The sequence below is a fragment of the Yersinia bercovieri ATCC 43970 genome (assembly GCF_013282745.1).
Classification (GTDB): domain Bacteria; phylum Pseudomonadota; class Gammaproteobacteria; order Enterobacterales; family Enterobacteriaceae; genus Yersinia; species Yersinia bercovieri.
In genome coordinates, this window is sequence record NZ_CP054044.1 from 2370932 (window position 1) to 2384489 (window position 13558).

Genomic DNA, 13558 nt, shown 5'->3' on the forward strand with positions numbered 1-13558 from the left:
TGTTTGACTTATAAGTGCGGGAAAGTAATATGTGCGCCACGCAGTGCCGATGAGCTTCTTCAAAAGCAAGTTAGGCACAATTCGAAAGAAGCGTATGGTGAGGTGGCCGAGAGGCTGAAGGCGCTCCCCTGCTAAGGGAGTATACGGTCAAAAGCTGTATCGAGGGTTCGAATCCCTCCCTCACCGCCATTTACTATGCACCCATAGCTCAGCTGGATAGAGTACTCGGCTACGAACCGAGCGGTCGGAAGTTCGAATCTTCCTGGGTGCACCATATTTTGCAGTATGGTGAAATAGTCAAATGAACATCAGGTAGTGTCAAAGAATTAATTGCACCCATAGCTCAGCTGGATAGAGTACTCGGCTACGAACCGAGCGGTCGGAAGTTCGAATCTTCCTGGGTGCACCATCTTCTAGGTCATACATCTTGTTGTTAAGTTTCACTTGTTGAAACGCCTCCGTAAAATTAGAAATACAAAATCGCACCCATAGCTCAGCTGGATAGAGTACTCGGCTACGAACCGAGCGGTCGGAAGTTCGAATCTTCCTGGGTGCACCATATTAAGAAACCTCGCTATGGCGGGGTTTTCTGCTTTTGAGCTTCGGATAACCACAGAAGCGAGCGGTCGGAAGTTCGAGCCGAGCGTAGCGAGACAACGTTGCTTTAGCAACGGCCCGCAGGGCGAGGCAAAGCCGAGTCATCTTCCTGGGTGCACCATATTAAGAAACCTCGCTATGGCGGGGTTTTCTGCTTTTGAGCTTCGGATAACCAAAGAAGCGAGCGGTCGGAAGTTCGAGCCGAGCGTAGCGAGACAACGTTGCTTTAGCAACGGCCCGCAGGGCGAGGCAAAGCCGAGTCATCTTCCTGGGTGCACCATATTAAGAAACCTCGCTATGGCGGGGTTTTCTGCTTTTGAGCTTCGGATAACCACAGAAGCGAGCGGTCGGAAGTTCGAGCCGAGCGTAGCGAGACAACGTTTCTTTAGCAACGGCCCGCAGGGCGAGGCGAAGCCGAGTCATCTTCCTGGGTGCACCATATTAAGAAACCTCGCTATGGCGGGGTTTTCTGCTTTTTGGCTTTGCGCCATTCAACCGCTTGAAATCTTTTAACTCTCCTCTCTTACTTTAACGGCCAAACTCACCTGTTTCCCTGATGGTAAATGCGAGCTTATCTTGATGGAAACTACTTTTTCTTTATTAAATTCATGTAATTATACAGTCAGCGACAATTTAGTTAGTTTGCGATAAAGTAGCTTTTCATTTTCTGCCTGGTCGTGGGGTCACGATGTACGATCATTATGATGGCCTGATCTTTGATATGGATGGCACCATCCTGGACACAGAGTCCACCCATCGTCAGGCATGGCGTCAGGTGCTCACACCTTACGGGATGCATTTTGACGAGCAAGCCATGGTCGCTTTGAATGGTTCGCCTACCTGGCAAATTGCCCGCGTAATCATCGCTAATCACCAATCGGATCTGGATCCTCATTTACTGGCTGCGAAGAAAACCGCGCTGGTGAAAACGATGCTGCTGGATAATGTGAAGCCTCTGCCGCTCATAGAGGTGGTTAAAGCCTACCATGGGCGTAAACCTATGGCTGTCGGCACTGGAAGCGAGCACGCTATGGCTGAGATGCTTTTACGGCATCTGGGCCTACGAGGCTATTTCGATGTAATTGTTGGTGCTGATGATGTCGCCAAACATAAACCAGAGCCTGAGACATTCTTGCGTTGTGCAGAGTTACTCGGCGTGCGTGCAGATCAATGCGTGGTCTTTGAAGATGCAGACTTTGGTGTCGAGGCCGCGAAAAGGGCGAATATGGCAATAGTTGATGTGCGTCTACTGTGAGTAGTACGCTAGCCATAGCTTCATTGTTTGGGAGTAGTTTTCTCAGCGCGACGCTCTTACCCGGAAATTCTGAAATTCTGTTAGTCACCCTATTAATGGCAGGCAGTGCGCCCGCCATGATGCTGGTGTTGTCTGCCACCGTCGGAAATACTTTGGGGGGGCTAACAAATGTTGTTATAGGGCGTTTATTACCGGAGTTAAAGCCACAGCGTGGGATGAGTACAGCACTCGGCTGGCTTCAACGTTTTGGCCCGGCAGCTTTGTTGTTGAGCTGGCTACCGATAGTGGGCGATTTGATGTGTGTGTTGGCAGGCTGGTTGCGTATGCCCTGGGGCCTTGTCGCTTTTTTTCTGTGTCTGGGAAAAGCATTGCGTTATATCGTGTTAACGGTGATTACGCTGCAAGGAGTTGCCTGGTGGCAGTAAAACGTGTGACAAACTTACGTAGTCACATCTATGCAGTTTCAGTATGCTGACGAGTTATGGTTTTCAAGAGCGGGAGGTCGATTTGATCCCGGATGTATCACACGCGCTGACTTGGTTGGAAGCGCACCCTAAAGCCCTGAAAGGGATCCGTCGCGGTATCGAGCGGGAAACATTGAGAGTGACTGCCGATGGCCAATTAGCCTCGACGGGTCATCCAGAATCATTGGGTGCAGCACTAACACATCAATGGATTACCACTGATTTTGCTGAGGCATTGCTGGAGTTCATTACGCCAGTAGATGGTGATATTGACCATCTACTGACGTTTTTACGTGATATCCACCGTTATACCGCACGTAAATTGGGTGACGAGCGCATGTGGCCACTCAGCATGCCTTGCTTTATCGGGGCTGAGCAGGATATTGAACTGGCTAAATATGGCTCTTCTAATATTGGTCGCTTCAAAACACTTTACCGTGAGGGCTTAAAAAACCGTTATGGTGCGTTGATGCAAACTATTTCAGGTGTGCACTATAACTTCTCTTTGCCGCTGGAGTTCTGGCAGGCATGGGCAGGTGTCACCGATGAAAAAAGTGGTAAAGAAGAGATTTCAGCGGGCTATTTCCGCCTGATTCGCAACTACTATCGCTTTGGTTGGGTTATTCCTTACCTGTTTGGGGCATCTCCGGCGATTTGCTCATCATTCCTGCAAGGGCGTGAGACCGCATTGCCATTTGAACGCAACGATAAAGGGATGTGCTATTTACCTTATGCCACCTCATTGCGCTTGAGTGATCTGGGGTATACCAATAAATCGCAAAGCAACTTGGGCATTACGTTTAATGATCTAAACACCTATGTTGCTGGGCTGAAGCGGGCGATTCAAACGCCATCAGAAGAGTATGCGGCTCTGGGGCTTAAAGAGGGTGAACGTCACCTGCAACTGAATACCAATGTGTTGCAGATTGAAAATGAGCTCTATGCGCCGATCAGACCTAAACGGGTTACCCGTGCCGGTGAATCACCTTCTGATGCTTTATTGCGTGGCGGTATTGAATATATCGAAGTGCGTTCGCTGGACATTAACCCATTCTCACCAATTGGTGTTGATGCGGTTCAGGCGCGTTTCCTCGATCTGTTCCTGATTTGGTGTGTGCTGGCGGATGCGCCTGAAATGAGCAGTGACGAATTGCTGTGTACCCGTAAGAACTGGAATCGGGTCATTTTGGAAGGGCGTAAACCTGGGCAAACCATCGGTATGGGATGTAACGATACCCGTGAGCCGCTAGAGAAGGTGGGCAAAGATCTGTTTGCGGACTTACGCCGCGTTGCAGAAGTATTAGATGGCAAAGAGAGCACGGAGTATCAACAGGTTTGTGACGAATTAGTCGCCTCGTTTGATGACCCGAGCCTGACATTCTCCGCGCGTATTTTGCAAGCGATGAAAGAAGGTGGTATTGGTGGTGTCGGTCTTGAGTTAGCTGAGCGCTACAGGACAATGCTGCAAAGTGAGCCATTGGAGTTGCTGACAGAAGAGCAGTTGGCCGCAGAGGGCGAGGCGTCATGGCAGCGCCAACGTGAGCTGGAACTCAAAGATAAGCTAAGCTTTGAAGAGTACTTGTTGCTTCACGGCGGGCAGTAAAAAGAAAAGGCCACATAACTTCTGTGGCCAAATTAACATCTCTGGTAAAACAGGGATGATGATAACAAATGCGCGTCTTTCACATATTAAGACGCGTGGGATAGAAAAAAGTTTCACAGGTTGCGAAAAAAGATCGAATAAAAATGACTTTTTTTATGAGGAGGTAACTAAATGCCATTACTGGATAGCTTTACTGTAGATCATACCATTATGAAAGCCCCGGCAGTACGTGTTGCTAAGACGATGAAAACCCCTCATGGCGACGAGATAACTGTATTTGATTTACGCTTCTGTGTGCCGAACAAAGAAGTGATGCCAGAGCGCGGGATTCATACGTTAGAACACCTGTTTGCGGGTTTCATGCGTAACCACCTCAATGGTAACGGTGTTGAAATCATCGATATCTCCCCTATGGGATGCCGTACTGGTTTCTATATGAGTCTAATTGGTACGCCTGATGAGCAACGAGTAGCCGATGCCTGGCAAGCGGCAATGGCCGATGTGTTGAAGGTCACTGATCAACGGAAAATTCCTGAGCTGAATGAATACCAGTGCGGGACTTATCATATGCACTCGTTGGAAGAAGCACAGGAAATTGCCAAAGGCATTATTGACCGTGGTGTACGTATCAACCATAACGAAGAGCTGGCATTGCCGAAAGAGAAACTGACTGAGTTGCATATCTAGCGTGCAGATTCTATCTATTTGTTTTTCAGACTACTGACAAACCCGATGGCGCGGCTCGGGCCTCCAGGGAGGGATTTACGGCGTCTTTACGTTCTACCTGTTCTCTTCGCAATCGGCACTTTGTCAATAACCTCAAAAGACGCTAAAAAGGCGTCTTTTCTATTTTTTACTGGGTCATCTGCGCTGCACGTTTACAACAGCTCTTTATAGCGATGAATGATCCTGAGCTATGATCGGCTTCACACGTACCCGCTTAATCATATTTTCTTGCACATCCAGCACATCAATCAAATAATGTCCGACACGGACTTGAGCATCTACCTGCGGAATCTCTTCCAGTGCTTCCAGTAGCATGCCATTAATCGTGCGGGCATCGACCGGTAGTGACCAATTAAAGGCTTTGTTGAGTTCACGGACACTGGCGCTGCCATCAATTAGTACTGAACCATCACTTTGCGGATTGACCTCTTCGGCGAGCGTAGGGGACATTGAGGTGGTGAAGTCGCCAACAATCTCTTCCAAAATATCTTCAACCGTCACCAACCCTTGGATATCGCCATATTCATCGACAATCATCCCGACTTTCTCTTTATTCCGCTGGAATTTCACCAGTTGCACATTCAGCGGTGTCCCCTCGGGGATAAAGTAGATTTCATCGGCTGCACGTAGCAGATTCTCTTTATTAAACTCTCTCTTTTCAGTCATGAGTCGATAGGCTTCCCGCACCCGCAACATGCCAATAGCATCATCTAATGACTGGCGATACAACACGATACGACCATGGGGAGAGTGGGTGAGCTGGCGCATGATTGACTTCCAATCATCATTGATATCAATGCCTACCACCTCATTGCGCGGCACCATGATATCGCCGACCGTGACCTTTTCCAGATCCAGCACGGATATCAACATATCTTGATTACGGCGGGAAATTTGTGATTGGGATTCATTCACAATACTGCGCAATTCATCTTTGCTGACTGCATCACTGCGGTGCACATTCCCACGTATACCGCACATGCGCATCAACCCACGAGTGATAGTATTGAGCAACCATACCAGAGGTAGCATGATTTTCTGCAAAGGAGCCAGCAACACACTACTGGGGAACGCAACACGTTCAGGATAAAGGGCCGCGATAGTTTTCGGCATCACTTCAGCAAAAATCAGCACCACAAAGGTAAGCACCCCAGTTGCAATGGCGACCCCTGCATTTCCGTATAACCGGATACCGACGATAGTCGCAAGTGCTGAAGCCAGAATATTCACCAGATTATTGCCAATCAGGACCAAACTTATTAATCGGTCGGGGCGACGTAGCAGCTTCTCAACCCGGCGTGCGGCGCGATTTCCTTGCTTGGACAAGTGGCGTAGACGATAGCGATTAAGTGTCATCATACCGGTTTCGGAAGCTGAAAAATAAGCCGAAACCACGATCATAATGACCAGAATAATGATCAGCGTGCTAGTTGATACATGATCCAACGCAGTATTCCTTAATTGCGATAAGGACCCTGTTAGTTCAACAGGGCCATGTGCGAATGGCTGAGGAATGACTAAGGAACCATGATTTCCTGAACCAGCCGGCTACCAAAATAAGCCAGTGTAAGCAGAAATGCGCCAGCAAAACTGAACCAAATCACTCTGCGCCCGCGCCAGCCTTCATGGTAATGGCCCCACAATAAGACAATATAGACAAACCAGGCCATAATCGATAACACCGCTTTATGGACATTTTCTTTGCTAAATATATTGTCCATATAAAGCAAACCAGTGCACAGGGTCAGTGTGAGCAATACCACGCCAATTTGAGTGATATGGAACATTTTGCGCTCAATGCTCATTAATGGCGGCATATCGGCATTAAAGGTCACTTTCTTATTCTTTAGCTGATAGTCGAGCCAAGCTAGCTGTAGCGCATAGAGTGCCGCGATGATCAGTGTCGCGTAAGCAAAAAGCGCCAGCCCAATGTGAACGAATATTGCCGGGCTGGCTTCTAAATGGGTAATAAATTCGCCGGGCAGCAAGCTGGCAAGGGCCAGATTGATCATGGCAAAACTATAGACGATAGGCAGTAGGAACCAGCCTCGCCCCTGTGAGGCGACGATAGTCATAATTGTACAGATCATCAGCCCGACGATAGAGCCGATATTCAATAAAGTGAGGTTTTGGCCACCACCAACGTCAAATATCTGATGCTTCAGCGCAATAGCGTGGCACACTAGCGCTACGACGGCAGAAATCAGCGCTAACCGCCGGTAAGCACTATTTTTTTGCACCAAGCTTGGGACAATCAAGCCCAGGCTGAGCGAATAAGCGATCAAAGCCAAAATGGAGAACACGGGCATAGCGTTATATAAGCATCGGCTAAGTGAATTAGATTGCCAGTATAGCGTTGAGCGCGTCTCGCTCCAACCGTTCTCCGACGTGAAGGCAGAGATCGTTTACGCTTCGTGTTATAATCCCCCCATTGTGTCGCCAGAGCGGCCTGTTTCCACGTTGAGTATGAGACAATGTTTGAGAACTTAACTGATCGATTGTCGCGCACACTGCGCAATATCAGCGGCCGTGGCCGGCTGACCGAAGAAAATATTAAAGAGACGCTGCGTGAAGTTCGCATGGCGTTATTGGAAGCTGACGTTGCTCTGCCGGTTGTTCGTGACTTTATCAACCGGGTTAAAGAGCGCGCTGTCGGGCATGAGGTGAATAAAAGCCTCACGCCAGGGCAGGAGTTCGTCAAAATAGTTAAAAATGAACTTATTGCCGCGATGGGCGAGGTCAATAACGAACTGAACCTGGCCGCGCAACCGCCAGCAGTGGTGTTAATGGCTGGCCTGCAAGGTGCGGGTAAAACCACCAGTGTGGCCAAGCTGGGTAAGTTCCTTAAAGAAAAACATAAGAAAAAAGTGCTGGTAGTCTCTGCCGACGTTTATCGCCCTGCGGCGATCAAACAGCTAGAAACGCTGGCACAACAGGTTAGCATTGATTTCTTCCCGTCTGATGTGCAAGAAAAACCGATTGATATCGTTAATCGCGCTCTGCAACAGGCGAAGCTCAAGTTTTATGATGTTCTGATTGTCGATACCGCTGGTCGTCTACACGTCGATGAAGCGATGATGGATGAGATCAAACAGATTCATGGGGCGATCAATCCGGTCGAAACACTGTTTGTCGTCGATGCCATGACCGGTCAGGATGCCGCGAATACGGCAAAAGCCTTTAACGAAGCACTACCTCTCACGGGTGTGGTACTGACCAAAGTTGATGGTGATGCTCGTGGCGGTGCTGCGTTGTCTATCCGCCATATCACCGGTAAACCGATTAAATTCCTCGGTGTCGGTGAGAAAACCGAAGCGCTTGAGCCGTTCCACCCAGATCGCGTAGCCTCACGTATTCTGGGGATGGGCGACGTTCTCTCCCTGATTGAAGACATTGAGAGCAAAGTTGACCGCGCGCAGGCGGAAAAGCTGGCAACCAAGCTGAAAAAAGGCGACGGTTTCGATCTAAATGATTTCCTCGATCAGCTCAAGCAGATGCGTAACATGGGCGGCATGGCTAGCATGTTAAGCAAAATGCCGGGTGCTGGTCAGTTGCCAGAAAACGTGAAGTCGCAAATGGATGACAAAGTGACCGTGCGCATGGAGGCGATCATCAACTCGATGACGCTGAAAGAGCGTGCTAAACCAGAAATCATCAAAGGCTCACGTAAGCGCCGCATTGCTACCGGTTCTGGCGTGCAAGTGCAGGACGTTAACCGCTTACTTAAGCAGTTCGATGAAATGCAGCGCATGATGAAGAAAATGAAAAATGGCGGGTTGGCCAAGATGATGCGTGGCATGAAAGGCATGATGCCACCGGGTTTCCCAGGCCGCTAAACGTCATTTCACGCTGCGGGGGTCGCCAGTGTGAGATGAGTAAAGATTTCCCGCTGAAAACGGCGGTAAACGAAGGAAATTGCACTCATTCCAAAACTAGCGCACAGGAATCTACGCTTTAGATTGCTTTTTGCGCCAAAATGAGTAAAATTTTCGGGCTTTTTATATTGCAACTGGACCCCGTTCCCCGATGGGGTCCAGTTGTTTTATTAACTAAAGAGGATGTTATGGTAACAATTCGTTTGGCTCGTGGCGGCGCTAAAAAGCGTCCGTTTTATCAAGTAGTAGTGACCGACAGCCGTAATGCTCGTGACGGTCGTTTCATCGAACGTGTAGGCTTCTTTAACCCGATCGCATCTGGTCAGGCTGAAGCTCTGCGTTTAGACCTGGACCGTATCGAACATTGGATCGGCCTGGGTGCTACCGTTTCTGATCGCGTATCTGCGCTGATCAAAGACGCTAAGAAAGCAGCTTAATCTGTCGCGGTGGTGGTTATTATGAGCAAGCAACTCAATCCAGTCGTTCCCGACCAGCCGATTGTTCTCGGTAAAATGGGTTCGACTTACGGCATTCGCGGTTGGCTCAGAGTATTTTCATCCACCGAGAACGCCGAAAGCATTTTCGATTACCAGCCGTGGTTTATCCAGCAGGCCGGTAAGTGGCAGCATGTCGAGTTGGAAGACTGGAAGCGCCACAGTCAGGATCTGATCATCAAAGTTAAAGGTGTTGATGATCGGGATGCCGCTAATTTACTGACTAATTGCGAAATTATCGTAGATTCTAAGCAGCTACCCACACTGGAAGAGGATGATTACTACTGGAAAGACCTTATGGGCTGTCAGGTAGTAACAACCACGGGTTACGAACTGGGTAAAATCATCGATATGATGGAAACCGGCTCTAACGATGTGATGGTAGTGAAAGCAAACCTGAAAGATGCATTCGGTATGAAGGAGCGGTTGGTCCCGTTTCTTCATGGGCAGGTTATCAAGAGTGTCGATCTCACTGCTCAACGTGTTGAAGTAGATTGGGATCCTGGTTTTTGACCTCCGAATTAAACGGCAAAAGTGAGTGGAACAAAACAATGTGGATCGGTGTTATTAGCCTGTTTCCAGAGATGTTCCGCGCAATAACCGATTACGGGGTAACTGGCCGGGCAGTAAAAAATGGCCTGCTGAGCGTGCAGTGTTGGAGTCCTCGTGACTTTACCTACGATCGGCATCGTACCGTGGATGATCGCCCATACGGCGGTGGCCCGGGAATGTTGATGATGGTGCAACCGTTAAGGGAAGCCATTCATGCAGCAAAAGCAGCGGCAGGCGAGGGAGCAAAGGTGATCTATCTGTCACCTCAAGGGCGCAAACTGGACCAACAGGGTGTTTGCGAACTGGCTATGAATCCGAAAATGATTCTGGTTTGTGGTCGGTACGAAGGAGTTGATGAGCGCGTAATTAAAACCGAAATTGATGAAGAGTGGTCAATTGGTGATTACGTTCTCAGCGGTGGCGAGCTGCCGGCAATGACGTTGATCGACTCAGTATCCCGCTTTATCCCGGGAGTGCTGGGTCATCAGGCTTCAGCTGAGGAAGATTCTTTTGCTGATGGGTTGCTGGATTGCCCACACTACACTCGTCCTGAGGTGTTAGAAGGGATGGAGGTTCCGCCAGTATTACTGTCGGGTAACCATGCCGAGATTCGTCGCTGGCGCTTAAAGCAGTCGCTGGGCCGTACCTGGCTTAGAAGACCTGAACTTCTAGAAAGCCTAGCTCTGACTGACGAGCAAATGGTGTTGCTGGCTGAGTTCCAACGGGAACATAAGCCCTGAGCAACAGAACTATGAAAGGAACATTGCACTACGTGTCAATGATCCTGATATATCAGTTTACCTAGGGTAAGAGACTTATTATGAGCAATATTATCAAGCAAATCGAACAAGAGCAGATGAAACAGGACGTACCTGCATTCCGTCCGGGTGATTCCGTGGAAGTTAAGGTATGGGTTGTTGAAGGTGCTAAAAAGCGTCTGCAGGCATTCGAGGGCGTGGTTATCGCTATTCGTAACCGCGGTCTGCATTCTGCGTTCACCGTTCGTAAAATTTCCAACGGCGAAGGTGTTGAGCGTGTATTCCAAACTCACTCCCCAGTAATCGACAGCATTACTGTGAAACGTCGTGGTGCCGTTCGTCAAGCGAAACTGTACTATCTGCGTGAGCGTACTGGTAAGTCTGCTCGTATTAAAGAGCGTCTTAACTAAGATACAGCTAGCGCTGCATCCAAAAGTTAATAGTTATGAAGGGGTTAGCCATGGGCTAGCCCCTTTTTTTGTGGCTACAAAATGGCGATAGAGATTTCAGCTCTGAAGGTCAGTGTTGGGGAGAAGAACGAGATCGAAGGGAAGTAGCGTGGCATCTCACCACGCTAAAGAGACTTATGAATAGTTACAGGCCATAAACCAGAGTGACTGACGTTGTCGTATCCGTGTTTTTTGGCGCACTGGCAGGTGGTTTGGTGTTATAGGTCACAACATAGGCTAAACGCAGCGCGAAGCTTTTATTGATGGCGACATTTAACGCAGTTTCTGAGTTCAGCGTAGTTTCCTCGTTCGCTAATGCAGAGACCCCTTCACTGAATACGGTATTATCCGTTAACTGATAAGTATAGTTTGCACCGCCATAAGCCAATGCTTTTGTCGCACGGCCACCGCCATAAAATTCATCATGGCGAACACCAGGACCAAACTCCACCCGCAAGTTATGCAACGGCGTGGTCATAATCTGGCGACCATAACCCGTGGTTAATACCGAGCGCGAATCAAAACCGTTGTAACGGTCATTCAACCAACTAGCTTGTCCAAACAGATAGTTACGATCAGTCAGATTATAACGAGTACGCCCGCCTAACTGATAACGTTCGGAGGAGCGTTGATCATTAGCACTGGTATTGCGTGCAGCACCCCACAAACTGTAAGCAGTATTGGGTTGGAACCAAGTTAACGTTGAGTTAGCGGTCAATGTTGAGTTGGTCGTATTACCTGACTGGGCGGTATAACCGGCCTCGACTGTACCATCGAAGCTCTTTTTGGCTGTGGCTGGATCGTCTAAGGCAGTAAAAACAGTGGCATCAGCAAGAACTGAAAGGCTGACTAGGGATAAAGCGAGTGTGCTGATTTGAAACGGCAACGCCCTGGTATGACGCAAAGAAAACATAATAGGTCCATGGTGAAAAAATGATGATTGTGATGCGGCTCGCATTGTAGCAGTTGTGATCTAACTTATTCAGAAGATATTTCGGATTGAATAATTAATTATAATAAGAGGGTTTTAGCGAAGAGTTCATTCTTAAAAGCTAATAAAAAAGAGGCTTTTGTCGGCAGATTAAAATGTTGGCGCGCCATAAATAGAGAGACCAGAAATATAATCTGGTCTCCCTGCAAGTCATCCATGACAGCTTCATCTTGCGATTACATAAAAGTCGTCACCAACAAGTAACCGGTGATACAAGAGCAGATGACACCGATAAGCCCCGGAATGATAAAGCTATGGTTAATAATGAATTTACCAATCTTAGTTGTACCGGAACGGTCAAAACCGATACAAGCCAGGTCACTTGGATAGGTTGGCAGAACAAAATAACCATAAGCTGCCGGGAAGAATGCAATCAGCATTTTCGGATCAACACCGAGCTGTAAGCCCATTGGTGCGATGGCCGCCAATGCAGCTGCCTGACTGTTAACTAATTTAGAGACCAAGAATAGAACAATGGCATATGTCCATGGCTGACTTTTCACTACATCTTCCAATACCAATTTCAAATCGCCCATATGGGCTTGGAAGAAGGTATCACTCATCCAGGCAACGCCGAATACTGAGAAGATAGCGACCATGCCGGCTTTGAATACGGCGCCGTTAGAGATATCACTAGGTTTAACTTTACAGCCAATAAGAATAACTGCACCGGCAATTAGCATCATCATCTGAATAACCAGATTCATCGACAGCGATTGCATCTTACCTTTAACCTCAAAAGCAGGGCGCAGGTCAGCAAAGGCACCGAGTAATACCACGATGATAATAGCGGCGAAGAATATCCAGGTAGACCAGTAAGCTTGTTTCGGAAAAACTTGATTTAATAATGTATCTGTTGAGCCATAGATAAAGGAGCGTTGCTCTGGATCTTTGATTTTTTCTTGGAAATCAGGATCTTTATCCAGATCTTTACCGCGGCGCAGGCTCCATAATGCTGCCATCAGCACCCCAACTAAAGAGGCTGGGACTGAAACAGCCAGAATTTCCAATATGCTATACGCATGACCAATACCGTGATTGGCACCAATAATTGATACCAAGGAAACAACAGCTACTGAAACTGGAGATGCAGTAATCGCCATTTGTGACGCGACAGATGCCACTGCCATTGGTCGTTCGGGGCGAATTCCTTTTTTAATCGCGATATCTGAAATAATAGGGAACATGGTATAAACAACATGCCCAGTACCACATAAAAAGGTTAATGACCAGGTTGTGAATGGAGCCAGTAGCGTAATATGCTGAGGGTGTCGACGTAATAATCGCTCAGCAAATTGCATCATGACATTTAATCCACCGGCAGTTTGTAATACAGACGCACAGCCAATTACGGCTAATATTGTCAGCATAACATCAACGGGTGGTTTACCGGGTTCGAGGCCAAAGATAAAGGTCAAAATAAATAAGCCAATACCACTTATTAACCCCAGCCCCATCCCTCCGTAGCGTGTACCGGCTAATAGGCATAGAATTATAATTATAAATTGTAGTGTTATCATAATATTACCTTGCTTCCAACATGAATAAAATTCGGTTATGTATTCGCTGGTTTTAAGCAATGAGCATGGCTCTTACTTGATTTTCTCTATCAAAGCACAGATCGTATTGATTAAAACTTGGCTAATATCAAGGGAGCATTGTTTAGTTATGTAATTAAATAAATCTGAGATCTGTCTCTATTTTTATATCAGCTCAGACTTTTCTAATTAATTAAAGTGGTATTGGAAGTGGGAAATAGAATATAAGGATTGATTGTAAAAAAATTGTATTGAT

The 13558-nt window shown here is 47.6% G+C and carries 13 protein-coding genes, 4 tRNA genes and 3 other RNA genes; 16 read left to right on the plus strand and 4 right to left on the minus strand.

Features of this window, described 5'->3' with window-relative positions; all coding sequences use genetic code 11:
- Window positions 1–96 precede the first annotated feature (96 nt).
- From HRK25_RS10585 to luxS, 11 genes are all read left to right on the plus strand, one after another.
- Window positions 97–189: transfer RNA gene (locus HRK25_RS10585), tRNA-Ser, on the plus strand.
- Between the two features lie 8 nt (window positions 190–197).
- A tRNA-Arg gene (locus HRK25_RS10590) sits at window positions 198–274 on the plus strand.
- 58 nt (window positions 275–332) lie between these two features.
- Window positions 333–409, plus strand: a tRNA-Arg gene (locus HRK25_RS10595).
- 73 nt (window positions 410–482) lie between these two features.
- Window positions 483–559, plus strand: a tRNA-Arg gene (locus tag HRK25_RS10600).
- Window positions 560–599: 40 nt separating this feature from the next.
- Window positions 600–718, plus strand: a non-coding RNA gene (locus HRK25_RS10605) — RtT sRNA.
- Between the two features lie 39 nt (window positions 719–757).
- Window positions 758–877: non-coding RNA, RtT sRNA (locus HRK25_RS10610), on the plus strand.
- A gap of 40 nt (window positions 878–917) precedes the next feature.
- Window positions 918–1036: non-coding RNA, RtT sRNA (locus HRK25_RS10615), on the plus strand.
- A 249-nt stretch (window positions 1037–1285) separates the two neighbouring features.
- Window positions 1286–1852 (plus strand): fructose-1-phosphate/6-phosphogluconate phosphatase, encoded by a 567-nt coding sequence (yqaB, locus tag HRK25_RS10620; protein ID WP_005278443.1) that lies wholly within the window; start codon window positions 1286–1288, stop codon window positions 1850–1852.
- Window positions 1849–2277: a YqaA family protein gene (locus tag HRK25_RS10625; RefSeq protein WP_032898735.1), complete on the plus strand. Its 429-nt coding sequence runs from the start codon at window positions 1849–1851 to the stop codon at window positions 2275–2277. Before yqaB ends, HRK25_RS10625 begins: the two co-directional genes overlap by 4 nt.
- A 43-nt stretch (window positions 2278–2320) precedes the next feature.
- The gene (gshA, locus tag HRK25_RS10630) at window positions 2321–3919 is read left to right on the plus strand and encodes a glutamate--cysteine ligase (protein ID WP_005278437.1); all 1599 of its coding nucleotides are present in this window, start codon (window positions 2321–2323) and stop codon (window positions 3917–3919) included.
- 171 nt (window positions 3920–4090) lie between these two features.
- Complete coding sequence (luxS, locus tag HRK25_RS10635; RefSeq protein WP_005278434.1) at window positions 4091–4606, plus strand: S-ribosylhomocysteine lyase; 516 nt, start codon at window positions 4091–4093, stop codon at window positions 4604–4606.
- Between the two features lie 204 nt (window positions 4607–4810).
- Here the strand turns inward: luxS and HRK25_RS10640 are convergent, their stop codons facing one another.
- Window positions 4811–6091 (minus strand): HlyC/CorC family transporter, encoded by a 1281-nt coding sequence (locus HRK25_RS10640; protein WP_032898734.1) that lies wholly within the window; start codon window positions 6089–6091, stop codon window positions 4811–4813.
- Window positions 6092–6162: 71 nt separating this feature from the next.
- Complete coding sequence (locus HRK25_RS10645) at window positions 6163–6954, minus strand: cytochrome C assembly family protein (RefSeq protein WP_005278430.1); 792 nt, start codon at window positions 6952–6954, stop codon at window positions 6163–6165.
- Between the two features lie 165 nt (window positions 6955–7119).
- Here HRK25_RS10645 and ffh point away from each other — a divergent pair, with 165 nt between their 5' ends.
- The 5 genes from ffh (at window position 7120) to rplS (ending at window position 10734) form a co-directional block, all read left to right on the plus strand.
- Complete coding sequence (ffh, locus tag HRK25_RS10650) at window positions 7120–8481, plus strand: signal recognition particle protein (RefSeq protein ID WP_005278428.1); 1362 nt, start codon at window positions 7120–7122, stop codon at window positions 8479–8481.
- A gap of 227 nt (window positions 8482–8708) precedes the next feature.
- Window positions 8709–8957, plus strand: a complete 249-nt coding sequence (gene rpsP / locus HRK25_RS10655) for a 30S ribosomal protein S16 (RefSeq protein WP_004877236.1) — start codon at window positions 8709–8711, stop codon at window positions 8955–8957.
- Window positions 8958–8978: 21 nt separating this feature from the next.
- On the plus strand, window positions 8979–9527 hold the full coding sequence (gene rimM / locus HRK25_RS10660) for a ribosome maturation factor RimM (protein WP_032898732.1): 549 nt from the start codon (window positions 8979–8981) through the stop codon (window positions 9525–9527).
- A gap of 38 nt (window positions 9528–9565) precedes the next feature.
- On the plus strand, window positions 9566–10306 hold the full coding sequence (trmD, locus tag HRK25_RS10665) for a tRNA (guanosine(37)-N1)-methyltransferase TrmD (protein ID WP_005278423.1): 741 nt from the start codon (window positions 9566–9568) through the stop codon (window positions 10304–10306).
- 80 nt (window positions 10307–10386) lie between these two features.
- Window positions 10387–10734 carry a 50S ribosomal protein L19 gene (rplS, locus tag HRK25_RS10670; protein WP_005278421.1) on the plus strand — a complete coding sequence of 116 codons (348 nt, stop codon included), beginning with the start codon at window positions 10387–10389 and terminating at the stop codon, window positions 10732–10734.
- Window positions 10735–10918: 184 nt separating this feature from the next.
- Here the strand turns inward: rplS and HRK25_RS10675 are convergent, their stop codons facing one another.
- The gene (locus HRK25_RS10675; protein WP_005278419.1) at window positions 10919–11686 is read right to left on the minus strand and encodes a DUF481 domain-containing protein; all 768 of its coding nucleotides are present in this window, start codon (window positions 11684–11686) and stop codon (window positions 10919–10921) included.
- Between the two features lie 254 nt (window positions 11687–11940).
- Window positions 11941–13284, minus strand: a complete 1344-nt coding sequence (locus tag HRK25_RS10680; protein ID WP_032898730.1) for an anaerobic C4-dicarboxylate transporter — start codon at window positions 13282–13284, stop codon at window positions 11941–11943.
- Between the last annotated feature and the right edge of the window lie 274 nt (window positions 13285–13558).

Coding starts and splice junctions, on each gene's coding strand:
- yqaB (WP_005278443.1), top strand. CDS start 1,286: ATGTACGATCATTATGATGGCCTGATCTTTGATATGGATGGCACCATC.
- gshA (WP_005278437.1), top strand. CDS start 2,321: ATGCTGACGAGTTATGGTTTTCAAGAGCGGGAGGTCGATTTGATCCCG.
- luxS (WP_005278434.1), top strand. CDS start 4,091: ATGCCATTACTGGATAGCTTTACTGTAGATCATACCATTATGAAAGCC.
- HRK25_RS10645 (WP_005278430.1), bottom strand. CDS start 6,954: ATGCCCGTGTTCTCCATTTTGGCTTTGATCGCTTATTCGCTCAGCCTG.
- ffh (WP_005278428.1), top strand. CDS start 7,120: ATGTTTGAGAACTTAACTGATCGATTGTCGCGCACACTGCGCAATATC.
- rpsP (WP_004877236.1), top strand. CDS start 8,709: ATGGTAACAATTCGTTTGGCTCGTGGCGGCGCTAAAAAGCGTCCGTTT.
- rimM (WP_032898732.1), top strand. CDS start 8,979: ATGAGCAAGCAACTCAATCCAGTCGTTCCCGACCAGCCGATTGTTCTC.
- trmD (WP_005278423.1), top strand. CDS start 9,566: ATGTGGATCGGTGTTATTAGCCTGTTTCCAGAGATGTTCCGCGCAATA.
- rplS (WP_005278421.1), top strand. CDS start 10,387: ATGAGCAATATTATCAAGCAAATCGAACAAGAGCAGATGAAACAGGAC.
- HRK25_RS10675 (WP_005278419.1), bottom strand. CDS start 11,686: ATGTTTTCTTTGCGTCATACCAGGGCGTTGCCGTTTCAAATCAGCACA.
- HRK25_RS10680 (WP_032898730.1), bottom strand. CDS start 13,284: ATGATAACACTACAATTTATAATTATAATTCTATGCCTATTAGCCGGT.